Annotated in this window: 16 protein-coding genes; 7 read left to right on the top strand and 9 right to left on the bottom strand. The window is 70.2% G+C overall.

The annotated features are described in order from the left end of the window. Window positions 1–144: 144 nt before the first annotated feature. On the top strand, window positions 145–687 hold the full coding sequence (locus LEL84_RS08210; protein WP_264186836.1) for a PPA1309 family protein: 543 nt from the start codon (window positions 145–147) through the stop codon (window positions 685–687). Window positions 688–707: 20 nt separating this feature from the next. On the opposite strand, the gene LEL84_RS08215 is transcribed toward LEL84_RS08210, so the two are convergent. Next, window positions 708–1772 (bottom strand): PDZ domain-containing protein, encoded by a 1065-nt coding sequence (locus tag LEL84_RS08215; protein ID WP_226513767.1) that lies wholly within the window; start codon window positions 1770–1772, stop codon window positions 708–710. Between the two features lie 123 nt (window positions 1773–1895). Between LEL84_RS08215 and LEL84_RS08220 the strand changes: the two genes are divergently transcribed. The 3 genes from LEL84_RS08220 to LEL84_RS08230 all read left to right on the top strand — a co-directional run bounded on the left by LEL84_RS08220 (window position 1896) and on the right by LEL84_RS08230 (window position 5730). Then, window positions 1896–3368, top strand: a complete 1473-nt coding sequence (locus LEL84_RS08220) for a zinc-dependent metalloprotease (protein ID WP_226513768.1) — start codon at window positions 1896–1898, stop codon at window positions 3366–3368. Window positions 3369–3456: 88 nt separating this feature from the next. Continuing rightward, window positions 3457–4398, top strand: coding sequence for a hypothetical protein (locus LEL84_RS08225; protein ID WP_226513769.1), 942 nt, complete (start codon window positions 3457–3459; stop codon window positions 4396–4398). 15 nt (window positions 4399–4413) lie between these two features. Next, window positions 4414–5730, top strand: coding sequence for an ABC1 kinase family protein (locus LEL84_RS08230; RefSeq protein ID WP_058251887.1), 1317 nt, complete (start codon window positions 4414–4416; stop codon window positions 5728–5730). 63 nt (window positions 5731–5793) lie between these two features. On the opposite strand, the gene LEL84_RS08235 is transcribed toward LEL84_RS08230, so the two are convergent. Together LEL84_RS08235 and LEL84_RS08240 are read right to left on the bottom strand one after the other, a co-directional pair. Then, on the bottom strand, window positions 5794–6084 hold the full coding sequence (locus LEL84_RS08235; protein WP_058251888.1) for a WhiB family transcriptional regulator: 291 nt from the start codon (window positions 6082–6084) through the stop codon (window positions 5794–5796). A 610-nt stretch (window positions 6085–6694) separates the two neighbouring features. Then, window positions 6695–8842 (bottom strand): ATP-dependent helicase, encoded by a 2148-nt coding sequence (locus LEL84_RS08240; protein ID WP_226514268.1) that lies wholly within the window; start codon window positions 8840–8842, stop codon window positions 6695–6697. A gap of 81 nt (window positions 8843–8923) precedes the next feature. Here LEL84_RS08240 and LEL84_RS08245 point away from each other — a divergent pair, with 81 nt between their 5' ends. Next, entirely contained in the window at window positions 8924–9208 is a 285-nt protein-coding gene (locus LEL84_RS08245; protein ID WP_058251890.1) for a mycoredoxin, read from the top strand. A gap of 60 nt (window positions 9209–9268) precedes the next feature. Here the strand turns inward: LEL84_RS08245 and nudC are convergent, their stop codons facing one another. The 4 genes from nudC to LEL84_RS08265 form a co-directional block, all read right to left on the bottom strand. Then, a complete protein-coding gene (gene nudC, locus LEL84_RS08250; protein WP_413466973.1) occupies window positions 9269–10198 on the bottom strand; it encodes an NAD(+) diphosphatase in 930 nt (309 codons plus the stop codon). 43 nt (window positions 10199–10241) lie between these two features. Further along, window positions 10242–11312 carry a potassium channel family protein gene (locus tag LEL84_RS08255; protein ID WP_058252009.1) on the bottom strand — a complete coding sequence of 357 codons (1071 nt, stop codon included), beginning with the start codon at window positions 11310–11312 and terminating at the stop codon, window positions 10242–10244. Between the two features lie 102 nt (window positions 11313–11414). Further along, entirely contained in the window at window positions 11415–14819 is a 3405-nt protein-coding gene (locus LEL84_RS08260) for an ATP-dependent helicase (protein WP_226513770.1), read from the bottom strand. Further along, window positions 14812–18249 (bottom strand): ATP-dependent helicase, encoded by a 3438-nt coding sequence (locus tag LEL84_RS08265; RefSeq protein WP_226513771.1) that lies wholly within the window; start codon window positions 18247–18249, stop codon window positions 14812–14814. The genes LEL84_RS08260 and LEL84_RS08265 overlap by 8 nt, the downstream gene beginning before the upstream one ends. A gap of 108 nt (window positions 18250–18357) precedes the next feature. On the opposite strand from LEL84_RS08265, the gene LEL84_RS08270 reads away from it, so the two are divergent. Together LEL84_RS08270 and LEL84_RS08275 are read left to right on the top strand one after the other, a co-directional pair. Next, entirely contained in the window at window positions 18358–19134 is a 777-nt protein-coding gene (locus LEL84_RS08270; RefSeq protein WP_226513772.1) for an alpha/beta fold hydrolase, read from the top strand. 23 nt (window positions 19135–19157) lie between these two features. Then, a complete protein-coding gene (locus LEL84_RS08275; RefSeq protein WP_058251895.1) occupies window positions 19158–19460 on the top strand; it encodes an MGMT family protein in 303 nt (100 codons plus the stop codon). Between the two features lie 87 nt (window positions 19461–19547). Here LEL84_RS08275 and LEL84_RS08280 read toward each other — a convergent pair whose 3' ends face one another. Beyond that, complete coding sequence (locus LEL84_RS08280) at window positions 19548–20291, bottom strand: sirohydrochlorin chelatase (RefSeq protein WP_226513773.1); 744 nt, start codon at window positions 20289–20291, stop codon at window positions 19548–19550. Window positions 20292–20308: 17 nt separating this feature from the next. Continuing rightward, on the bottom strand, window positions 20309–21493 hold the full coding sequence (locus tag LEL84_RS08285; RefSeq protein WP_058252010.1) for a uroporphyrinogen-III synthase: 1185 nt from the start codon (window positions 21491–21493) through the stop codon (window positions 20309–20311). Window positions 21494–21496: the final 3 nt, after the last annotated feature.

Raw genomic sequence — 21496 nt, forward strand, 5'->3', positions numbered from 1 at the left:
TGCTGGGCGTGGTGCCCACTGTACTGGCACCACCCGGGTGACCAACTCACTCGGGGCGCCCGCTCAACGATCGCCACACCTCAGCGGTTCCCTGGCGGCGTCGCAGACTCGCGGTCGCACCGCGACCCAGGGCAGGATGAGCACGTGCCCGACCTCCCGACGACACCACGCGCCTTCTCCACCGACGATCTCGGCAGCGCGTTGAACGAGATCATGGAACACCTCGACTCCCGTGGCTGGGGTCAGTCACCGTCCGTGTTCGCGCTGGCGCCGACCGCCCTCCTCCACGCACAGCTTCCCGAGGTGATCTCCGACGACGGTTCGGTGTTCACCCCGGTGGAGGAAGACATCGACGACCTCGACGAGTTCCTCGCCTCGGCGGTCTGGCCGGAGGAGGTCGCCGGGGCGGCGGTGAGTATGGAGATCGTCATCGCCGATCCCGAAGACGACGACCGGACGCCCCGCTTCGTGGTCACCGACACCGGCGATCACCATCCGGGCGAGGAGGTTGCGCGGCTGGTGGTCGGGGTGCTGCGCACCGGCGCCGATCTCGCGCTGATGCGTCTTCGACCCGAACCCGACGGGGAACCCGAACTGCTGACCCACCCGCAACTGGCACTCGAACTGCGGGCCGCGTTGCGCGACACCTTCGCTCCCGATCTACCGGAGTCGTCCGACCGGGGCTGACGCGGCAGTCCTGGCAAGCCTCAGCAGCTCGGCGCCGGACGGCCCGCGCCGACCGCGTTCAGCGCGTCGACAGCGCCCTCGAGGGTGTCGACCTTCACCAGCTCCAATCCGTCCGGTCGCTCCGAGACCGCCTCGGCACAGTTGCGGGCAGGGACCAGGAAGACCGTCGCGCCGGCGTCGCGGGCGGCCCGGGTCTTGTGCGTGATCCCGCCGATGGGACCGACAACCCCCTCGTCGGTGATCGTGCCGGTGCCCGCGATGAACTTGCCGGAGGTCAGCTCGCCGGGACTCAACTGGTCGATGACCGCGAGTGCCAGCATCATCCCCGCCGACGGTCCCCCGATGTCCCCCACGTTGTAGGTGACCTCGAGGCGCGGATCGGCATCGACCACCTCCGGAACGACGCCCAGATACCCGGCCTCGGAGTCGGCCGGATGCGTGCCGAGGGTCACCGACACGGTCTGCCGGGCACCGGCGCGGACGATCTCGATGGGCAGGACGGTCCCCGGCGGATTGTCGCCGACGACCTTCCGCAGCTGTTCACCCGTTTCCACCGGCACGCCGCCGGCCGCCACGACCTCGTCGCCGGCGCGCAGCACGTCGACCGCGGGCCCGTCGGGTGCGACGCTCGCGATGCGCAACGCGGTGGGACGATCGAGGTAACGGAGCGCGGCGACCGTCGCGTTCTCCTCTGACCCCGTCATCTGCTGCGCGTTCTCCTCCTGAACCTGCTCGGTGGTGCGGTCGGGCGGATAGACCTGGTCGCGCGGCGTGAGCGAGTAGGTGCCCGACACCCACATGCCCAGGGCGTCGAACAGCGAGATCCCGTCCCGCACCGAGACGGTGGTGAGGTTGAGGTGGCCGGTCGTCGGATCGGTCGGCGCACCGTCGATCTGCACGACCTTGCGCTCCACCACCGCCCCGTCGTCCTCCACCTTCGTCGTACCGAGGGTGTTGAGCGTGGGTCCGGGCCCGAGCGCGGCGTAGGGCACCTGCACCTGCGTGCCGAGCACCAGCAACGCCAGCAGGACCACGGTGGAGACCGCGGCCGAAGCGATTCTCCGGAATCGGGGGCTCGAACTCATTCCGCACACGATAGTGCCCCGCAGCGACCACGAGTCGGCTGCGCCGGCGACCATGAGCCGGCTACGCGCAGGGCGAACAGTCGTCGCCGTTTGCGGGCCTCACCGGGCGGTACGGTGGAACTTATGAGTGATCTGCCCTTCGGCTTCTCGTCGTCCGGTGACGGCGATGACGACCGCGACAAGAACAGCGGTGACAAGAACAAGCCGGGCGACAATCCCGGTGGCAACCCGTTCGGCGGGGCCAACCCGTTCGGATTCGGGGGCGGGCAGGGGTTCGGAGGCGGTCCCGGCGGCGACTTCGACCCCTCGAAGTTCGATCCCAACATGATCGGCCAGATGTTCTCGCAACTGGGCAACATGTTCAGCGGTATGGGCGCGGGCATGGCGGGCGGCGGAAACGGTCCGGTGAACTACTCGGTCGCGACCAATCTCGCCCGCCAGCAGATCGGTTCGTTCACCCCGATCCTCGAGAAGGAGATCTCGGCCTCGGCCGACGCGGTACGGCTCGCCGACGTCTGGCTCGACGACGCGACGAATTTTCCCAGCGGCGTCACCCAGACGGTGGCGTGGACACCGGTCCAATGGCTCGAGGAGTCGATGGACACGTGGAAGGGTCTGTGCGACCCGGTCGCAGAGCAGCTGGCCCGAACTTGGCAGGACAACCTCCCCGCCGAGGCGGCCCAGTTCGCCGGCCCGATGATCGGGATGCTGACCCAGATGAGCGGCATGGCGTTCGGCACCCAGCTCGGCCAGGGGCTCGGTCAGCTCGCCAAGGAGGTGCTGACGTCGACCGACGTCGGGCTGCCGCTGGCGCCCGAGGGGATCGCCGTCCTGCTCCCCGAGGCGATCGCCAAGTTCGCCGAGGGTCTGGAGCAGCCGGCGCAGGAGATCATCGTCTTCCTCGCCGCGCGCGAGGCCGCCCATGTGCGCCTGTTCACCCACGTCGGCTGGCTGCGTCAGCGGTTGCTGACCACCGTCGAGGAATACGCCCGCGGCATCAGTATCGATTTCAGCGGTATCACCGACGCCACCGCCGGGATCGACCCAACCCAATTGCTCTCCGACCCTTCGAAACTCGAGGAGATCATCAGTTCGTCGACGTCGTTCGAGCCGACCACGACACCTGAGCAGAAAGCGGCGCTCGGCCGTCTCGAGACCCTCCTCGCCCTGATCGAGGGCTGGGTAGAGCAGGTCGTGACCCGAGCGCTCGGCGACCGGATCCCGAGTACCGGGGCCCTCACCGAGACCATGCGACGCCGGCGCGCGTCGGGCGGGCCGGCCGAGCAGACATTCGCAACCCTCGTCGGTCTCGAGCTTCGGCCCCGCAAGGTCCGCGAGGCGTCGGAGCTGTGGCGCCGCGCGCTGGAGGCCACCGACGTCGCGACCAGGGACGGCGTGTGGGCGCACCCTGATCTGCTGCCGGATGCCGATGACCTCGACAACCCTGCGGGTTTCATCGACCGGCTCCTGGGCGGCGACGATCTCGACGACCCGATCGCACAGCTCGAGAAGACCATCGCCGAGGAGAAGGCACGCGACGCCACCGACGAGTCCCGGAGCGACGACGACGACGACTCGACACGAGGCGGATCGTAGGAATCCACACCACCGGTGGAACACGCCATGTTGTGGATAACCTGCTCGCCGAGCGCCCGCGACGGCGTTCGGCTGGCAGAGTTGCCGCATGTCGCCAGCCCGGACGAGTTCCAGCGCCATCTCGGTGTCCCCCTGCGCTGTTCCGCCCGCGGTCCCGCGGCTGCTCCCGGGGACGCCCGTCATCGTCCAGCCGGGCAACTCGGTCCGCGTGGGCATCGATCCGGCCGACAGCCTGCTCCTCGACTTCGACGCCTCGGTGTCGGCGTATTCCGTCGCCGGGCTGCTTCGATCGTTGGAGGACCCGTGCACGGCGGACACCTTCGCTCGCCGCGCCCGACGGGCCGGCCTCCACGACGACGACCTCGATCTGGTCCTGAGCAGTCTGGTGTCGGCCGGCCGAGCGGTTGTCGACCGCCCGCCCACGGCCGCGGAGTTCCACATCCTGATCCATGGCCAGGGACCGATCAGCGAACAGCTGTCGAACTCGTTGCGCGGCATGGGTTTGTCAGCTCGACGGACGATGCGGCGGCTACCCGACGGGACGCTCGATGCCGTCGACACCGACCTGGTGATCCTGACCGACTTCGTCGTCCACGATCCGCGGGTGGTGTTCGCACTGACCCGGGCCCGGATCCCCCATCTGCTGGTCCGGGTCCGCGACGGGGTAGGCATCGTCGGCCCGCTGGTGCTCCCCGGACTGTCGAGTTGCCTCATGTGCGCGGACCGTCACCGGTCCGACGCGGACCCGGACTGGCCGGCCCTGGCCGTCCAGCTGATCCGGACGTCGGGTCAGGCGAGCCCGGCCGTGGTGGCGATGACCGCCGCGATGGCCCACTCGCAGATCGAGCAATTGGTGGAGGCCGTACGCGACCGGCCGCATGTGGAGCCGCGACCCGATCCGCAGCTGCTCGACCATGTGTTGGAGTTCCGAGATGACCCGACGCGGCTGGACATCAAACAATGGTCGCCGCACCCGGCCTGCGATTGTCGTCCCGCACCGGATCAGCAAGCCAGGTCGTCTATTGTGTGACGCGGAAAGGATGCTATGACCGACATCACCAAAGGACAGGGTCGCCGCAACGCGAAACTGGCCTCTCTTCCGATCGGTATGGCCGGGCGGGCTGCTGCCGGTTTCGGCAAGCGCATGGTCGGCAGGGACAAGGACGAGGTCAACCAGGAGCTCCTGGAGAAGTCCGCCGAACAACTGTTCGCCGTTCTCGGCGAACTCAAGGGCGGCGCCATGAAGGTCGGGCAGGCGCTCTCGATCATGGAAGCCGCGATCCCCGACGAGTTCGGCGAGCCGTTCCGCGAAGCGCTCACCAAGTTGCAGGCCGACGCCCCGCCCATGCCGGCCGCGAAGGTCCACAAGGTGCTCGACCAGCAGCTCGGCACCCGGTGGCGCGAGCGTTTCCGGGAATTCTCCGACGAGCCCGCGGCATCGGCGTCGATCGGACAGGTACACAAGGGAATCTGGTCCGACGGCCGTGAGGTCGCGGTCAAGGTCCAGTACCCCGGGGCCGACCACGCATTGAAGGCCGATCTGAAGACCCTGTCCCGCATGTCCGGACTCCTGCAGCGCCTGTCCCCCGGCACCGACGTCAAGGCGATGATGGACGAACTCATCGACCGGACCGAGGCCGAGCTCGATTACCTCGGCGAGGCCGACAATCAGCGCGCCTTCGCCAAGGCCTACGACGGCCATCCCGACTTCCTCATCCCCAAGGTCGTCGCGAGTGCACCCAAGGTCGTCGTCTCGGAGTGGGTCGACGGCGTCCCGCTGTCGAAGATCATCACGACCGGGGACCAGCAGACCCGCGACGACGCCGCCGCGAAGATGGCCGAATTCGAGGTCAGCTCGCCGTACCGGGTCGGACTCCTCCACGGCGATCCGCATCCGGGCAATTTCTTCCGGGCCACCGACGGGCGGTTCGGCGTACTCGACTTCGGTGCGGTCGGCCACTATCCGGAAGGCCTCCCGCCCGAGACCGGACCGATTCTCCGTCTGGCGCGGGACAAGAAGTACGACGAACTCAAAGAACTCATGATCTCCGCCGAGTTCATCCGCCCGTCCCACGCGAACAAGGTGACGAGTGCCGACCTCGAGGCCTACCTGCGTCCCTACGTCGATCCGCTCTACAGCGAGTCGTTCCACTTCACCCGGAAGTGGATGCAGCGGGCCGCGGGCAAGGCCACCGATGTTCGCGGCGAGGTGTACAAGACGTCACGAAACCTGAACGTGCCCAAGCGTTTCGTGATGGTCTTCCGCGTGCTCGGGGGCTGCGTCGGCATCGCCTCGCAGCTCGAGGCGCATGCCCCGTACCGGGCCATCATGGAGGAGTGGGTCCCCGGCCTTGGCGACTGACCCCACCCCGCAGACACGACACCGACGCCGCGAGCATTTCTGCTCGCGGCGTCGGTGTTGTTGTCAGGCAACGTTCTTACGCGGGCGACCGCGGGGACGCTTGCGTGCGATGACGGCTCCGCGCTCGAAGATCTCGCCTCCCCAGACCCCCCAGGGCTCGGATCGATCGAGTGCGGCCTGCAGGCACTGGGCCCGCAACGGGCATTCGGCGCACATGGCCTTGGCACGCTCGAGGTCACGGGGGTCTTCGGCGAACCACAGATCTGCGTCGGCGACCTGGCAGGGCAGGTCGAGCCGGGCGGTCGCTGCGCGGTCCGCCGACATACAGGACTCGAGGACGCATTCGACAGTCATTGGTTTCTCCACATCTGCTCGTTTGGGGTGTTGAACCCGAGTCCTCGATGTGGCTCTGTGTCCGAGACCCCTGGATCGGGGTGGAGATTCGGTGACAGAAAAAGAGGGCCACGGGTGTCGCCTCTGCGATTCGCCCGTGGCCCGGAATGTCTCGGAGATCTAACTCCGGGAACTTCGGAACAGAACGGGGAACCGACGCGGCGCGGGTGCTACTGCTGCTGCGGGCGGTGCGATTCGCGCGACGCGCGCTTCGGCTGCCAGGTGCAGAACCGCCGGCGGAACGGCGACCGGGCGTGCAAAGCTCGTGCACGCTCGGGCGACCGGCATCCAGGAGCGGGTGCGACCGGTACGCGCGATGGCGGGCTGATTCGGCTTCAGCGCATGCAATTTCGGCGCATGCGTGTCGGCTGCTCTCAGGTTCGCCGCAGACTGGCAGATGCCGGCCTGGCTCACGGTGATTCCGTTCACTGATCCACTCCCTTCTGGTCTCGTGGCTTTCCGCGTTCGTGTCGGTCGTCGGTGACTGTGGCGGGCTGGTGTGACGGACGCACACAACCCATCCCCGTACTGACGGGACTCAGAGTAGACGCTGGGCCGAAACCCGCACAACCTATTTTTGACCTGCGGTTTTGACGAGTTCGATGATGTCGGCGCCGTACTCGTCGACCTTCTTCGCCCCGATTCCCGAGATCGCCACCAGCGCAGCGGTATCGGTCGGTCGTTGCTCGGCGATCGCGGTGAGCGTCTTGTCGGAGAAGACGACGAAGGCCGGCACCTTTTTCTCCTGGGCCCGCTCGCGACGCCACTCCTTGAGCGAGACCAGCAGTCCTTCGTCCAGATCCGACGGGCACCCGGCGCAGCGACCGAGCAGCGTCGCGGTCGAATCCATCAACCGGGAACCGCAGACCCGGCATGTCGGTCCGCGGCGGGGCGCGCGCTCCTTCGCGATCGGCGACGCGGGCGAGTCGTCGGGCACGAGGTCGGCGAGGAACCGCGAGCGACGCCGGGCACGGCCGCCCTCGTTGCGGGCCAGGGCCCACGACAGGTGCAGGTGCTCGCGGGCACGCGTCACTCCGACATAGAACAGTCGCCGCTCCTCCTCGACCTCTTCCCAGGAGCCCTTGATCGCCTGGCTGATGGGCAGCGACCCGTCGGTGAGTCCGACGAGGAACACCGCATCCCACTCGAGTCCCTTGGCCGCGTGCAGCGACGACAACGTCACGCCCTGCACCGTCGGGGGATGGCGCGCCTCGGCGCGGGCGGCGAGTTCGGCCGACAGTTGCGGCAGCGTCAGTTCCGGGTTCTCGGCGACCATGTCCTCGGTCAGCTGGACCAGCGCTTTCAGTGATTCCCACCGGCTTCGCGCCTGCGCACCGGACGGCTGCTCCTCGCTGAGACCCAGCTCGCCCAGCGCCGCTCGCACGACGTCGAGGAGCTCCACGTCGGGTCTGACCTCGCGGCCAGCGACCGTCGCGAGTTGCCGCATGGCCTGCCGGACCTCGGTGCGCGCGAAGAACGCCTCGCCGCCGCGCACCTGGTACGGGATGCCGGCCTCGGTCAGGGCCTGCTCGTAGTTCTCGGACTGTGCGTTGACGCGGTACAGGATCGCGATCTCGGCGGGCGCGACCCCCGATCTGATGAGGTGTTTGATCTCGATGGCGATCGCCGTCGCGGCGGCGGGCTCGTCGTCGTACTCGGCGAACTGCGGCGCCGGCCCGGGCGGGCGCTGTCCGATGAGCTGCAGGCGGGTTCCCGCGATGCGCCCCCGGGCGGCACCGATGACGCGGTTCGCCAGATCGACGACCTGCGGGGTGGACCGGTAGTCGCGCTCGAGACGGACGACCGTGGCCTCCGGGAACCGGCGACTGAAATCCAAGAGATGGTTCGGCGAGGCACCGGTGAACGTGTAGATGGTCTGGTTGGCGTCACCGACGACCGTCAGGTCGTCGCGTTCCCCGAGCCAGGCGTCCAGCAGACCCTGCTGCACCGGCGTCACGTCCTGGTACTCGTCGACGACGAAACACCGGTACCGCGAACGGAATTCGTCCGCGGCGCCCGGTTCGACGGTGAGGATCTGGGTCATGTAGATGAGCATGTCGTCGAAATCGAGCAACCGGTCCCCGTCGGGCGAGACCTTGGCGTCTTCGTAGTGCCCGTACACGGCCGCGACCTTCGGCGGCGGTGCCGGGGACTCGCGGCCGAGTCGGCCGACCGCCTCGACGTAGTTCTCCGGTGAGATCAGCGAGGCCTTGGCCCACTCGATCTCCGACGACAGGTCTCGCAGCGTGTCGGTCGAGGTGTCGAGGCCGGAGCGGCGAGCCGCCCGCGAGATGAGCGGGAACTTGTTGTCCAGGAGCTCCCACCGGGCGTCACCGAAGGCACGCGGCCAGAAGTACCGCAGCTGACGCATGGCGGCCGCGTGGAAGGTCTGGGCCGCGACGCTGCCCCCCGAACCGCCGACACCGAGACTGCGCAGGCGGGTGCGCATCTCGCCGGCGGCGCGGGCGGTGAAGGTGACCGCCAGGACCTGGCCGGGATTGACCTGGCCGGTGTCGACGAGGTGGGCGATGCGCCTGGTGATGGTCCGGGTCTTGCCCGTGCCCGCCCCGGCCAGCACGCACACCGGTCCGCGCGGCGCCAGGACTGCGGCGCTCTGCTCGGGATCGAGTCCCTCGACCGCGCCGCCACTCGCCGACACCGCAGCACGACGCGGGGACTCGGGTTTCGCGGCAGAAGTCGGATGAGGCACGGCGTCCACTATGTCACCAACCACCGACGCCGCCGGCAGGCGAACAACGCGGACGGGAACAGCAGGCCCGGACATGGTGTTATGGGACCCATGAGCAACGTGATCGACGACGAGGCTGGCGCCCGCACCTCCGACTCCGGTGAGCTGACCATGTACACCACGTCGTGGTGCGGCTTCTGCGCGCGCCTCAAGCGCGGCCTCAAGAGCAGCGGTATCAGCTGGCAGGAGATCGACATCGAGCTGAACCCGGACGCCGCCGAGTTCGTGGGCAGCGTGAACGGCGGCAACCATGTCGTCCCGACCGTCCTCTATGCCGACGGCACCACCGCCACCAACCCGTCGATCGCCGACGTGAAGGCCAAGCTGGGCGTCTGACACCGTTTCGGGGTCGGCTCACCGGGCCCTTCGAGGCTCGTCGCTTGCGCTCCTCGCACCTCAGGGGGCAGAGGCCGCCCAGGCCTCGATCATCGAACGAGCGATGGAGATCGATCCGGGGAGGCGCAGACGGTCGGCGTCGTCGGAACCCGGCGCCTCGGCGCGGGACCAGCCGTCGCCCCGGGCCAGCGCCGCCCGGACCTCGTCGCGATGGAACCACTGCGCATCGCCGATCTCGCCGTCGAGGAACGCCAACTCGTCGGCCGGGTCGCCGAGTGCGGCGAATCCCAGCATCAGCGACCGCGGGAACGGCCACGGCTGACTGCCGAGGTAGCGCGGTTCCCGCACCACGATCCCGACCTCTTCGTACACCTCGCGCAGGACGCACTGTTCGAGCGACTCCCCCGGCTCGACGAAGCCGGCCAGCGTCGAATACCAACCCTGCGGCCACACCGACTGGCGGCCGAGCAGGATGCGATCGGCGCCGTCGTGGACGACGGTGATGATCGCCGGGTCGGTCCGCGGGAACTCGTCGCGGCCGGAATCCACACTGCGCCGGACCCAACCACCGCGGGCCGGCCGGGTGACGGAACCGTCGACCGGTGAATGACTCGCGGTCGCATGCCAGTTCAGGATTCCCAGGGCGGTCGCGAGGAGCCCCGCCTCGTCGGCGGACAGTCGCGTCGCACCGCGTCGGGCGTCATCGGTCGGTCCGTCGATGTGGTCCACCCGGCGCGTCCACAGGTCGGCTCCACCGGCGCCGCCCGACCCGTCGAAGCCGAGGATCACCGCATCCCCGGGCGGCGCCTCGGCCACGGTCGGAGCCGCAACCCAGTGCAGCGCACCGGAATCGGTGACCGGGTAGCGGCCGGCCGCGTCGATCAACAGCACCTTGGCCGTCGGCCAGCCGGCGGCCATCCGCTCGGCGTCGTCGCGGATCGCGTCCGCCCGGTCGAACACCGCCCGCGACAGCAGCGGCGGCTGGGGCATGTCGAAATGCACGGTGACACGGCCTTTCTCGATCACGGAACGATCAGTCGTCGTTGGGGTTGGTGCGGACGTACAGCAGCCGGTCACCGACCTCGATCTGTTCGACCTCGCTGTCGTCGACGCGGTGCAGCACACCGTTCCGCACGACACCCAGGACGATGTCGCGGGTGTGCGCGGGCGATCCGCCGGTCTCGGTCGGGTCGACCTCGCGTTCGGCGATGGCATAGCCGGCGTCCGGGGTGAGGAGGTCCTCGATCACCTCGACCACCGACGGGGTCATCGTCGCGATCCCGAGGAGGCGGCCGGCGGTCTCCGACGACACCACCACCGAGTTGGCGCCGGACTGGCGCATCAGGTGGGTGTTCTCCGACTCCCGGATCGACGCGACGATCTTCGCCCGTGGATTGAGTTCGCGGGCGGTGAGCGTGGCGAGGACCGCGGTGTCGTCGCGGCTGGTGGCGACGACGATGCTGGCGGCGTGCGCGACACCGGCGAGGCGGAGCACATCCGACTTGGTGGCGTCGCCGCGCACGGTGACCAGCCCGTCGGAGGCGGCTGCCTCGAGCACGGTGGCGTCCGCGTCGACGACGACGATCTCGGAGGGCTTGATGCCGTCGCCCCGCATGGCGTCCACCGCGGTGCGGCCCTTGGTGCCGTAGCCGATGACCACGGTGTGATTGCGCACGGTATTCCTCCAACGCTGGATCTTGAGCGCCTGGCGCGACCGTTCGGTGAGCACCTCGAGGGTGGTACCGATCAGCACGATCAGGAACAGCACGCGCAACGGCGTGATGATGACAAGGTTGATGAAACGGGCGAACGGGGTGATCGGCGTGATGTCGCCGTAGCCGGTTGTGGAGAGGGTCACCGCGGAGTAGTAGAGCGCATCCAGGTACGACAGCTCGTTGTCCTGGGCATCGCGATAGCCGGCGCGATCCAGCCAGACCACGACCGAGGTGAACAGCAGTGCCAGGGTCGCCCAGAAGACGCGCCGACCGATCGCCCGGCTCGGGCTCTGCTGGAGTTCTGGGATACGGACGACGCCGACCAGTGCGTGGTCGGGCCGGTTGGCCAGCTCGGTACCGCCGAAGCGTCGGCGCAGACGGTTAGCCACCGGCACGCACGCGCACGTCGAGTTCGCTCACACGCTGCAATGTAGCCCACCTCGGGGCATCACAAGGCATGTGGCGGGAGCTGTCCCGGGGCACCGGCGCGCTCAGCGGGCCAGCTTCGCGGCGAGGGTCGCCTCGTCGGGCAGGTCGTCGGCCTCCAGGGTGTGCCCGTCGCGCACATAGTGGAACGCGGCGCGGACATTGGTCGGCTCCACCCCGGCCAGCTGCGCCCACGCCAGGCGGTACGCGGCGAGCTGGATGAAGAGTGATTCCCGGCGGGCGGGTTCGGGGATCACACCGGTCTTCCAGTCCACGACCGTCCACGAACCGTCCTTCTCGGCGAAGACTGCGTCGATCCGTCCGCGCACGACGATCCCGCCGATGACGGTCTCGAAGGGCACCTCCACCTCGGTCGGGCTGCGATTCGCCCAGGGTGAGGAGAGGAACGCGGCCCGCAGTTCCTCGAGATCGGCGTCCGGACTCGCGGTCGCGTCGGCGGCGCCGGGCAGTTCGTCGATGTCGAGGAGCCGTGTCGCCCCGAACCAGCGTTCCACCCAGGCGTGGAACGCGGTGCCGCGCCGGGCCATCGGGTTGGGCCGGAACGGGGTGGGCCGGCGGAGCCGGCGAGCGAACTCGGCCTCGTCGGCGTCGAGTTCGACCAGCTGGCTGACGGACAGATGGGTCGGCAACGACACCTCGACGAGCGCCTGGTTGGCCTGATGGTGCTCGGCGAGCAGGGCCGTCACCTCGGCCTCCCACGCCCCGATCTCGTCCGCGGGGTCGGTCGGTGGCGCCGTGGGGGTCTCGGCGTCGGCTGAGCCGGACTGGACAACAGGTGTGTCGAACAGCGCGGGCGCCGCGCGGGTGGCGATGGCGTCGGCGACCAGATCGGCCGCCCGCTGTACCGAGTCGCGGCGGCCGGCGAGCGGATCGCGCGGCCAGGGCGCCGCGATCGCACGTTCGGCCAACGGATTCGGGCTGTCCGGTTCGGGCGGTGGCGTACGCACCGCGATCGACAGACCGGTCGAGTCGACGCTCGGGTCGGCGATCGCCTCATCGATGCCGGTCATCAACTCGTCGAAGAAATCCGAACCGCCGCGGGGTTTGTCGCCGGTCTCCGACCAGTGGTGCGCCGAGATCAGCAGGTCGTGCCGGGCGCGGGTGAGCGCCACATAGAGCAGCCGGCGATCCTCCTCGAGTCGCCGTTCGCCGATCGCGGCCTTGTGGTCGGTCAGGGCGTCCTCGAGTTGCTTGCGGTCGGCGACGGTGTCGATCTTCAGGATCGGGAACCCCTCCGGCGCACCGTCGGCCGCCTCGGCCGGGATGGCCAGATCGCCGCGCAGGTCCGCCGGGAGTTCGCGCGCACTGCCCAACCATGTGGTGTCGGCCTTGGCGCTGGGGAAGATCCCCTTCGCCAGGTGCGGGATCGCGACGACATCCCATTCGAGGCCCTTGGCCGCGTGCACGGTGAGGATCTGCACCCGCTGTTCGGCCACCTCGATGCGGCCCGGTTCGAGACCCTTCTCGATGGTCTCGGCAGCATCCAGGAAGGCGAGCAGCCCAGGCAGATTCGCTCCCGGACGATCGGCGTAATGACTGACGTAGTCGGCGAAGGCGTCGAGATGTTCGCGGCCGGTGATCGCACCCCGCATGCGGCGCGCCCGGATCTGCGCCTCGACGCCGACCCCGATCGTGTTCTCCACGTCGGCGACGAGTTCGGGCAGTGGTTGTCCGATGCGACGGCGCAGTGACTCCAACTGCGCCCCGAACGCCCGGATGCGGGCGTAACCCTCGGGGCTGTAGTCGGTGGGTTCGCCCGGGTCGACGACGGCGTCGGCGATGCCCGCCCGGTCGACGATCTCGGTGGGCAGCACCGCGTCGAGTGCGGCGTCGAGCGCTTCCCTGCTGGTGACCACCCCGCCCGCCTCGGCGAAACTCTCCGCCGCCAGGTTGGTGGCCCGACGCCACAGCGCGGCGAGGTCCTTGGCGCCGAGCCGCCAGCGGGCCCCGGTGAGCAGACGCATGACCGCGGTCCCGGCCATCGGGTCGGCCATCACGCGCAGGGTCGCGACGATGTCCTCGATCTCCGGGACGTGCAGCAGCCCGCCGATGCCGACCACCTCGGTGGGGATGCCCCGACTCTCGAGCTCGGCGGCCAGCGGCGCCGAATCCTCGTTGCGGCGCACCAGGATCGCAGTCGTCGGCGGCGCCACGTCTGCGGCCTCGGCCGCCCGGTAGCGTTCCTCGATGGCGTCGGCGATCCAGTTCCGTTCGTCCAGAACCGTTTCGGTCAGGGCGATCGACGCCGTTCCGTGCGGGGCATCGGGACGCGGCCGGAGCACACTGACCGGGATACCGCGGCGTCGGAGCTCCTCGGAGATCTGATTGGCCAACCGCAACCCCTGGGCCGAGTTGCGCCAGCTGGTGAGCAGTTCGAGGCGCCGGGCCGGGGTCCCGTCGGGTCGTGGGAAGTCGCGCGCGAACCGCGGCAGGTTGGCCGCCGAGGCGCCACGCCACCCGTAGATGGACTGGATGGGGTCGCCGACCGCGGTGACCGCGACCGGCGCGCGGCCGTGCCCGCCGAACAGGGTCGACAGCAACACCCGTTGCGAGTGGCCGGTGTCCTGGTACTCGTCGAGGAGAACCGCGCGGAAGGCGGTGCGCTCGGCGGTCACGACCTCGGAATTGGACACCACCAGCCGTGCCGCCAGCGACATCTGGCTGCCGAAGTCGAGCGCGGACTGGGCGCGCATCGTCTCGCCCAGCGCGATGACCATCGGGATCAGCTCGCGACGTTCGTCGATGACCTCCTGGACCTTCAGCAGCGCCTGGGTCGGTTTGTCGCGCTGCTTGGGGCCCTTCGGCAGGGTGTCGACGAGCTCGTACAGCGTCGAACCCGCTTGCGCGAGGTCGGCGATGTCGACGAGGTGCTCGGACATCTCGCCGTACAGCTTGAGCACCGCCTCGGTGACACTCGCCGGCACCTTCTTGGTGTTCAGCTCGCCCGGCCACGCGGAGACGAGGGAGAACGCGAGCTGCCAGAGCTCGGTCTCGGTGAGCAGCGTCGACGACGGTTCCACCGGCAGCAGCAGCCCGTAGTCGGCGATCAGCCGGCCGGCGTAGGCGTGATAGGTGCTCACCTCGGGGTCGGCGCCGCGCAGGCGGGCGGCCAACGCGCCGTCGGGATCCCAGTTCCGCAGCGCCGGCGACCCGGCGAGCATCGAGAGCCGACGCCGGATGCGGGCGCCGAGTTCGCTCGCGGCCTTGCGCGTGAAGGTGAGCCCGAGGATCTCGTCGGGGGCCACGAGCTGGTTGGCCACCAGCCACACCACGCGTGAGGCCATCGTCTCGGTCTTGCCGGCCCCGGCTCCGGCGACGACGAGCATCGGCTCCATGGGTGCCTCGATCACCGCCACCTGCTCGGGCGTGGGGTCGGGCAGACCCAGCGCCGCGGCCAGCGACTTCGCCCCGACCATCGGCCGTTCGGTCCGATCCTGCAGGTCAGTCATCGGTCACCGCCTTCCCCGGGATCTGGGCCGGACAGCTGGTGGTGAGGTTGCAGTGCACACAGCCCGGGTTGGGCGTCGCGCTGTACGTCGGACCGATACTCGCCCGGGCCGCGCGACGCACCACCCCGATCCACTCGTCCAGCAACTCCGGCGTGAGCGGCGACTGAACACGCTCGGCCGCACCGGAATTGCGTTTCGCGGTCGACACGTAGACGAGTCGGGCGCCGCCCGGCGCAACGTCGCCGAACTGGGGCACCCCGCCGTGCGCCAGCGCCACCTGATAGGCCGCCATCTGCGCGTGCTCGTCGGCGTCGGCCTTGGTGATGGGGTTCTTCGAGGTCTTCACGTCGACGACGACCGGCCGGCCGGCGCCATCGGTCTCGAGACGGTCGACACGTCCGCGCAGACGGACCGCGGGCTCATCGGAATCCGGCCCGGTCGCCGCGGGAATGGTTGCGTCGATCGGCAATTCGACGCCCACCTCCTCGAGATCGGCACGCGAGATGCGCAGCCACTCCCGGAAGTGCCCGAGCATGCCCTCAGCCCGTTCGAGTTCGCGAGCCGAGTACCAGCCCGCCCCGGTGTCGACGCGTTCCCAGATGCCGCGCAGCGCCGCCGTCACCTCGGCCGGGTCGAGCTGGCCGGCGACCGCCTGGACGAGCGTGTGCACGAGACTGCCGGTCAGCGCGGGAGTGCCGTCGCCGTCGCGTCCGCCGTTGCGTTCGAGCACCCACCGCAGCGAACAGCGGGTCAGTGCATCGACATTCGACGGTGAGAGCGTCAGCGCCCCCGACTCCGGCGTCCACAGCGGGTCGTCGGTGCTGGGTGCGGCGAGCCCGAACCAGTCGCGCGGGTGCGCACCCGGGATGTCGGAGTCGGCGAGCTCGGCGAGCAGTCGCGCCGCGGCCTTCGTCCGGGGTGCATCGGGTTCGTCGACGCCGGCGATCACCGCCGACCGCAGTGTCGCGACGAGGGACGGCAACGAGAGCACCCGGTCGACGCCGGGATCGAGCCGGACCTCGGCGCGGGCCGATTCGGCCGGATCGTCGGTCTCCCCCACCAGATCCGCGAGTTCGGTGATGAACCGCGACGGCGAGGCGTCTCCGCTGCCGTCCTCGACCGCGGTCACGAGCAGCCGGCTGCGCGCCCTGGTGCAGGCGACGAGGAAGAGCCGACGCTCGTCGGCGAGTGCCGTCGCCCCACGGGCGACGGTGTCCACGGCGTCGGCGGCCATACCGTCGAGGAGGTCGACGAGTTGCCCGGTGGCGAGAACGCCACCCCGGCTGCGCAGCGACGGCCACAGTCCGTCCTGGACCCCGGCGACGGCGACGACCTCCCATTCCCGCCCCACCGCGGCGTGCGCGGACAGCACGGTCACCGACTCGGCTGCGGCGGTGGCTGTTCGGCTGTCGCGCGGGATCTGCAACTGGGACAGGTAGTGCACGAATCCGGCGGGCCCGGCCGCGGGCAGCGTGTCGGTGAAATCCGCGGCGGATTCGAACATCGCCATGACCGCGTCGAGGTCGCGGTCGGCCTGTTCACCGGCCGGGCCGCCGCGGACCGCCGATGCCGCCCACCGCCGCTCGAGTCCCGTGGCCTGCCACGCCGCCCACAGGGTCTCCTCGATCCCGCGGCGCGCGTCATGCACCCGCTGGGCCGCACCGACGACGTCCAGCACGCGAGCCAGCGGCGCCGCCTCGGTCTCGGTGAGCCGTCGGCGATAGCGCGCACCGACCTCGGGGTCGAGGATGGCGCGGGTCAGCGACGTGAGCGAATCCGGTTGTCCCGCTGGGTCGTCGGCATCGTCGAGACGCCGCACACCGCGTCGGAGACGGCGCATCGAACCCGGGTCGGCCGCCCCGATCGGACCGGACAGCAACGTGAGCGTGTCCTCGGTGCTGAAGAGCTCGCTGGTGAACAGGTCGGTGGTCTCCGGGTCGGTGGTGTCGGGCAGGTCGGCATCTGCTCCCGCGGCCGCCCGCGCGGCGACGGCGCGCAGCACCAGCATCAGTCCGATGACGGCTCGTTGCCGATGCAGGGGGAGGTCGCTCGCGGGCGTCGTCAGGGGTACGCCCGCGGACCGGAAGGCGCGTCGGAGCGGCGGCAGGGCCAGGGACACCGACCGGACGACGACCGCCATCTGCGACCACGGGACCCCGTCGAACAGATGCGCACGCCGCAGGAGGTCGGCGATGGCGGTGGCCTCTTTCGCGGCAGACCCGTACACGCGCACCGCGGCCGCGCCTCCCCCATCGGCCGCGCCCGGGTCGGCGTCGGCCGAATCCGTCACCGGGTCGGGATACGGGTGCGGGCGAGCGCCGGGCAGCCGGGCGGCGATCGCGCGCCCGAGGCGGGACAGCTCGGGCCGGGCGCGGTGATCGTGTTCCAGCAGGATGTCGAGCGGGCTGCCCGGTTCGGCCAGCCCGTCCGCGAATCGCGGACTCGCACCCCGGAATCCGAACACGGACTGGTCGGTGTCGGCGGCGATGATCGTCGAGAGGGTTCCGGTGCCGACCAGCGTGATGAGCTGCGCCGCCTGCGGGTCGAGATGCTGCGCGTCATCGACCAGCAGATGTCGGATACGACGACGCTCGCCGCTCAGCAGGTCGGGATCGGTGGCGAAGGCCGACAGGGCCGACCCGATCAATTCGGCCGCGTCGACCGCGGGCGCCGAGGCCCCCGGGGTCTCGAGCCCGACCGCCCCGCGCAGCAGCATGTTCTGCTCGTACTGCGCGTAGGCCCGGGCGGCCGCGGCCCACTCCGGTCGTTTGTGCGTACGCCCCAGCGCAGCAAGCTCTTCCGGACCCACCCCGCGTTCGGCGGCGCGCATCATCAGGTCGCGCAACGCCTGGGCGAACCCGTCGGTGCCCAGCGCGGGCCGTAGGTGGGCAGGCCAGTACCCGGCGCCGTCCTCGATGTCACCGGCGAGCAGTTCACGCAGGACGACGTCCTGTTCGGACCCCGTGATGAGGCGCGGCGGCGGATTGTTGTGGGCCTGCGCCTGTAAGCGGAGGATCGCGAAGGCGTAGGAGTGCACGGTCCGCACCAGCGGCTCGCGCAGCGCACCGCCGAGCACCCGGCGACCGCTCGACCCCGCGGACAGGACGCGCCGGGTGATCTCCTCCCGGAGCGCGACGGCGGCGCGCCTGCTCGACGCCAGGACGAGGACCGACTCCGGATCGGTGGCGGGGTCGAGCAGGCGGGCGACCGCGGCGTCGACGATCAGCGCGGTCTTTCCGCTCCCGGGTCCGCCGTGCACCCGCACCGGGCGCCACGCCTGCTCCTCGTCCGCCGGCCGACTCGTGGGCGGGTCGATCACCTGCGCCACCGACGGTGGCCAGTGCCGGGGCCGGTCCGTCGGGTCGGGGGCCGCGACGAGTCGCGCACGCAGCGCGCTCCGCGGGGTCTGGACACCCGGTTTCCGACTCATGCACCCATCGAATCACGGCCCACCGACGACCACGTCGGCCGTGCCCGCGACCTGTGTCCCCGCGACCTGTGTCGGAGTCCGCCGCGCGGCGTACGGCAGGATGGACGGGTGACAGCTCTCAACACGCATGTCTTCGGCAGCGGTCCTGCGGTTCTCGCGATCCACGGACTCACCGGGCACGGCCGCCGCTGGGCAGCGCTGACCGATCACCTCCCCGGCGTGCGCCTCGTCGCGCCGGATCTGATCGGTCACGGCCGGTCCCCGTGGCGACCGCCGTGGAGCATCGAGCACCAGGTGCGGGCGTTGTCCGCGGTGATCGACGAACACATCCCCGCCGATGAGCAGCCGGTGGTCGTCGTGGGTCACTCGTTCGGTGGCGCGCTGGCGTTGCACCTGGCCAACCGCCGCCCGGATGCGGTGAAGGGGCTGGTGCTGCTCGACCCCGCGCAGGGCCTCGACCCCGAATTCGCGCTCGACGTGGCCACCGACAGTCTCGACAACTGGGACTACGCGGATGCCGACACCGCCCGCGCCGCGAAACGTGCGGAGGGCTGGGCCGCCGTTCCCGACGAGCTCATGGAGGCCGAACTCGCCGAACACCTCGTCCCCCGGCCGCGCGGCCGGGTCGGCTGGCGGGTGAGCGCACCCGCCGCAGCGGCGTCGTGGAGCGAGATGGCAAGGCCCGCAGTGCTTCCGCCGCCAGGCGTGCCCACCCACGTGGTCGTCGCCGACCAGGTCCAGCCCCCATTCGTGCGGCCGGCGTTCCTCGATGCGTGCGCGAGCGAGCGCGGCGCCGAGGTCACCGTCCACCACGCCGACTGCGGCCACATGGTGCCGTTCCTCGAGCCCGGGCTCGCGGCCGCGCTGGTCCGATCGCTGCTGTAGCGACGACATCTGTCGAGGCGACGATGGCAGCCATCACCGAGGAGCAGGTCGAACGGGTCCGTGCACTCGTGTCGGCCATTCCGGCCGGCCAGGTGAGCACCTACGGCGACCTGGCCGCCGCGGCCGGGTTGTCCAGCCCGCGGATCGTCGGCTGGATCATGCGGACCGATTCGGCCGACCTGCCCTGGCACCGTGTGGTGCCCGCCGGCGGCCGGCCGGCGCCTCATCTCGCGACACGTCAGCTGGAACGGCTACGGGCGGAGGGTGTTCCGATCACCGACGGGCGAATCCGACTGCGCGAGTGCCGGTGGGACCCCGCCACGTGACCGACCCGCAAACCCACCTGTTCTCGGCATACCCACCCCCTTGGAGGGTGCTGGATATGCCGAAAAAGGGTGGGTTTGCAGGGCAGCTCAGACGTGGCGCGGGACCGGCACACGTCGGTACGGACTGATGGCCGCACGCATCCGCGTGACGATCAGGTCGACGATCCTGGGGTCCGGCCCCAGGGGTGCGGCGACCGCGTCCGCGCCGTAGGTGCTCAGGCGCTGATGGAACAGGCCCGGGGCGAGGAGGTGGCTGGCGATCACGACCCGCCGTCCCGTGCGCCGGGCCCGCTCGACCGCCTCGGGCACAGTGGGGGTCGCGGTCGTGATGAACCCGACCTCGACCCGTCCGCCGATCAGCGATTCCAGCTGCCGGGCGGCCAGATGAACCTGCCCGCAGGCACTCTCGTCCGATGACCCGGCGGCGGCGAGCACGACCGCGTCGCCCGGTTCCCAGCCCGCTTCGGCCAGACGGAGTCGGGCGACCGAGGCGATGGCCGGATCGGGTCCCAGCGCCCGGGTGACGACGGTGTCCGCCCGTCCCGCGGCCGCGACGTGTTCGGGCAGGTCCTTGCGGACGTGGTAGCCCGAGGCGAGGAACGCGGGCACCAGCACCGCCGGACGTTCCAGGTCGGCGATGACCTCGCTCGGCGTCGGTCCGAGGACGTCGACGAATGCGGTGCGGGTGAGCCCGATGCGGTCGCTGACGGCTTCGGCGATCTGGGCGATCACGTTGACCCCGTGCGGGTTGCGGGTCCCGTGCGCGACTAGGACGGGGCTGTACCCCTGCAACCGGTCACCGTGCGGAAGCCGTACATGGTTGTCGTGCATGTGTTCTCGCTTCCTTCTCACTCGTCTTCGGCGTCGTACTCGAGGTCGACCGCGAGCCGGTAACCACGCTTGACGACGGTTTGTACCATCTTCGAATCCCCCAGTGCGGCACGGAGTCGCGCGACGGCGACCTCGACCGCATGGGTGTCGGAGCTGTCGCCGGGCAGACCGGCGAGCAACTCCTGCCGCGAGACCACGCGACCGGGGTTGCGGGCCAACAGTTTGAGCAGGAGCAGACTCGTCGCCGACATCTCGCGGAGCTCACCGTCGACCACGACGGCCTGGCCGCGGATGGCGGTGTCGTGCCCGGCGACCCGCAGCAGGTGGCTCCGCCGCGGCAGTTCGTCGGTGATCAGGCGCGCGAGCGCGCCGAGACGGAACCGGCGCGGGTAGATCGTCGGGATCTGCAGCGCCTCCAGCGGACTGGCGGTCACCGAACCCACGCACATCACCGGTACCGCGGTCCGCAGTGCGTGGATGAACTGCTGCAGCTTGCCGAGTTCTTTGGCACGGGTCAGGATCGACGCCGCCGCCGGGGCGCTGGTGAAGGTGATCGCGTCGAGATCGCCGCGGAGCACCGCACCGATCATCTTGTCGATGCGCGCCACGTCGGGGTGCATGTGCCAGCGGTACACCGGGATCGGCACCACCTCGGCACCGGCGGCGCGCAGCACCGTGCAGAAGTCCGGCAGCGGTTCCCACTCGCTGGTGGCACCGTGCAACTGGACCGCGATCCGAACGCCGTCGACGCCCTCTTCCAGCAGCCGGTCGAGGACTTCCGAGGAGGACTCGCTCTCCGGCGACCACTCCTCGCGCAGCCCCGCCGCCCGGATCGCGCCCTTGGCCTTCGGGCCGCGTGCGATCAGCCGGCTCTCGGACAGCGCCCGTAGGACGGCCTCGGCGTTGCCCCATCCGTCGGCGGCCTCGACCCACCCGCGGAAGCCGATACCGGTCGTGGCGACCATCACCTCAGGCGGGTGGGCGATGAGTTCCTCGGTCACCCGCTCGAGTTCGGTGTCGTCGACCAGCGGCAGGATGCGGATGGTCGGCGCCTGCATCACCTCGGCACCGCGTCGTTCCAGCAGTACCGCGAACTCCTCGGCGCGACGCGCGGCGGTGATCCCGATCGTGAAACCGGCGAGCGGCAACGGGTCGGGGTCCGGTGAGGTTGCGCCGGCAGGGTCTGCACCGGCGGGGGTCATGGT

It is taken from the genome of Gordonia sp. WA4-43 (genome assembly GCF_020520305.1).
Lineage (GTDB): Bacteria > Actinomycetota > Actinomycetes > Mycobacteriales > Mycobacteriaceae > Gordonia > Gordonia hongkongensis.

What these genes read in the sequence shown, in the direction of transcription:
- LEL84_RS08225 (WP_226513769.1), top strand. Translation starts at nt 3,457, where the DNA reads ATGTCGCCAGCCCGGACGAGTTCCAGCGCCATCTCGGTGTCCCCCTGC.
- LEL84_RS08245 (WP_058251890.1), top strand. Translation starts at nt 8,924, where the DNA reads ATGAGCAACGTGATCGACGACGAGGCTGGCGCCCGCACCTCCGACTCC.
- LEL84_RS08265 (WP_226513771.1), bottom strand. Translation starts at nt 18,249, where the DNA reads ATGAGTCGGAAACCGGGTGTCCAGACCCCGCGGAGCGCGCTGCGTGCG.
- LEL84_RS08230 (WP_058251887.1), top strand. Translation starts at nt 4,414, where the DNA reads ATGACCGACATCACCAAAGGACAGGGTCGCCGCAACGCGAAACTGGCC.
- LEL84_RS08260 (WP_226513770.1), bottom strand. Translation starts at nt 14,819, where the DNA reads ATGACTGACCTGCAGGATCGGACCGAACGGCCGATGGTCGGGGCGAAG.
- LEL84_RS08285 (WP_058252010.1), bottom strand. Translation starts at nt 21,493, where the DNA reads ATGACCCCCGCCGGTGCAGACCCTGCCGGCGCAACCTCACCGGACCCC.
- LEL84_RS08215 (WP_226513767.1), bottom strand. Translation starts at nt 1,772, where the DNA reads ATGAGTTCGAGCCCCCGATTCCGGAGAATCGCTTCGGCCGCGGTCTCC.
- nudC (WP_413466973.1), bottom strand. Translation starts at nt 10,198, where the DNA reads ATGCCCCAGCCGCCGCTGCTGTCGCGGGCGGTGTTCGACCGGGCGGAC.
- LEL84_RS08235 (WP_058251888.1), bottom strand. Translation starts at nt 6,084, where the DNA reads ATGACTGTCGAATGCGTCCTCGAGTCCTGTATGTCGGCGGACCGCGCA.
- LEL84_RS08275 (WP_058251895.1), top strand. Translation starts at nt 19,158, where the DNA reads ATGGCAGCCATCACCGAGGAGCAGGTCGAACGGGTCCGTGCACTCGTG.
- LEL84_RS08220 (WP_226513768.1), top strand. Translation starts at nt 1,896, where the DNA reads ATGAGTGATCTGCCCTTCGGCTTCTCGTCGTCCGGTGACGGCGATGAC.
- LEL84_RS08280 (WP_226513773.1), bottom strand. Translation starts at nt 20,291, where the DNA reads ATGCACGACAACCATGTACGGCTTCCGCACGGTGACCGGTTGCAGGGG.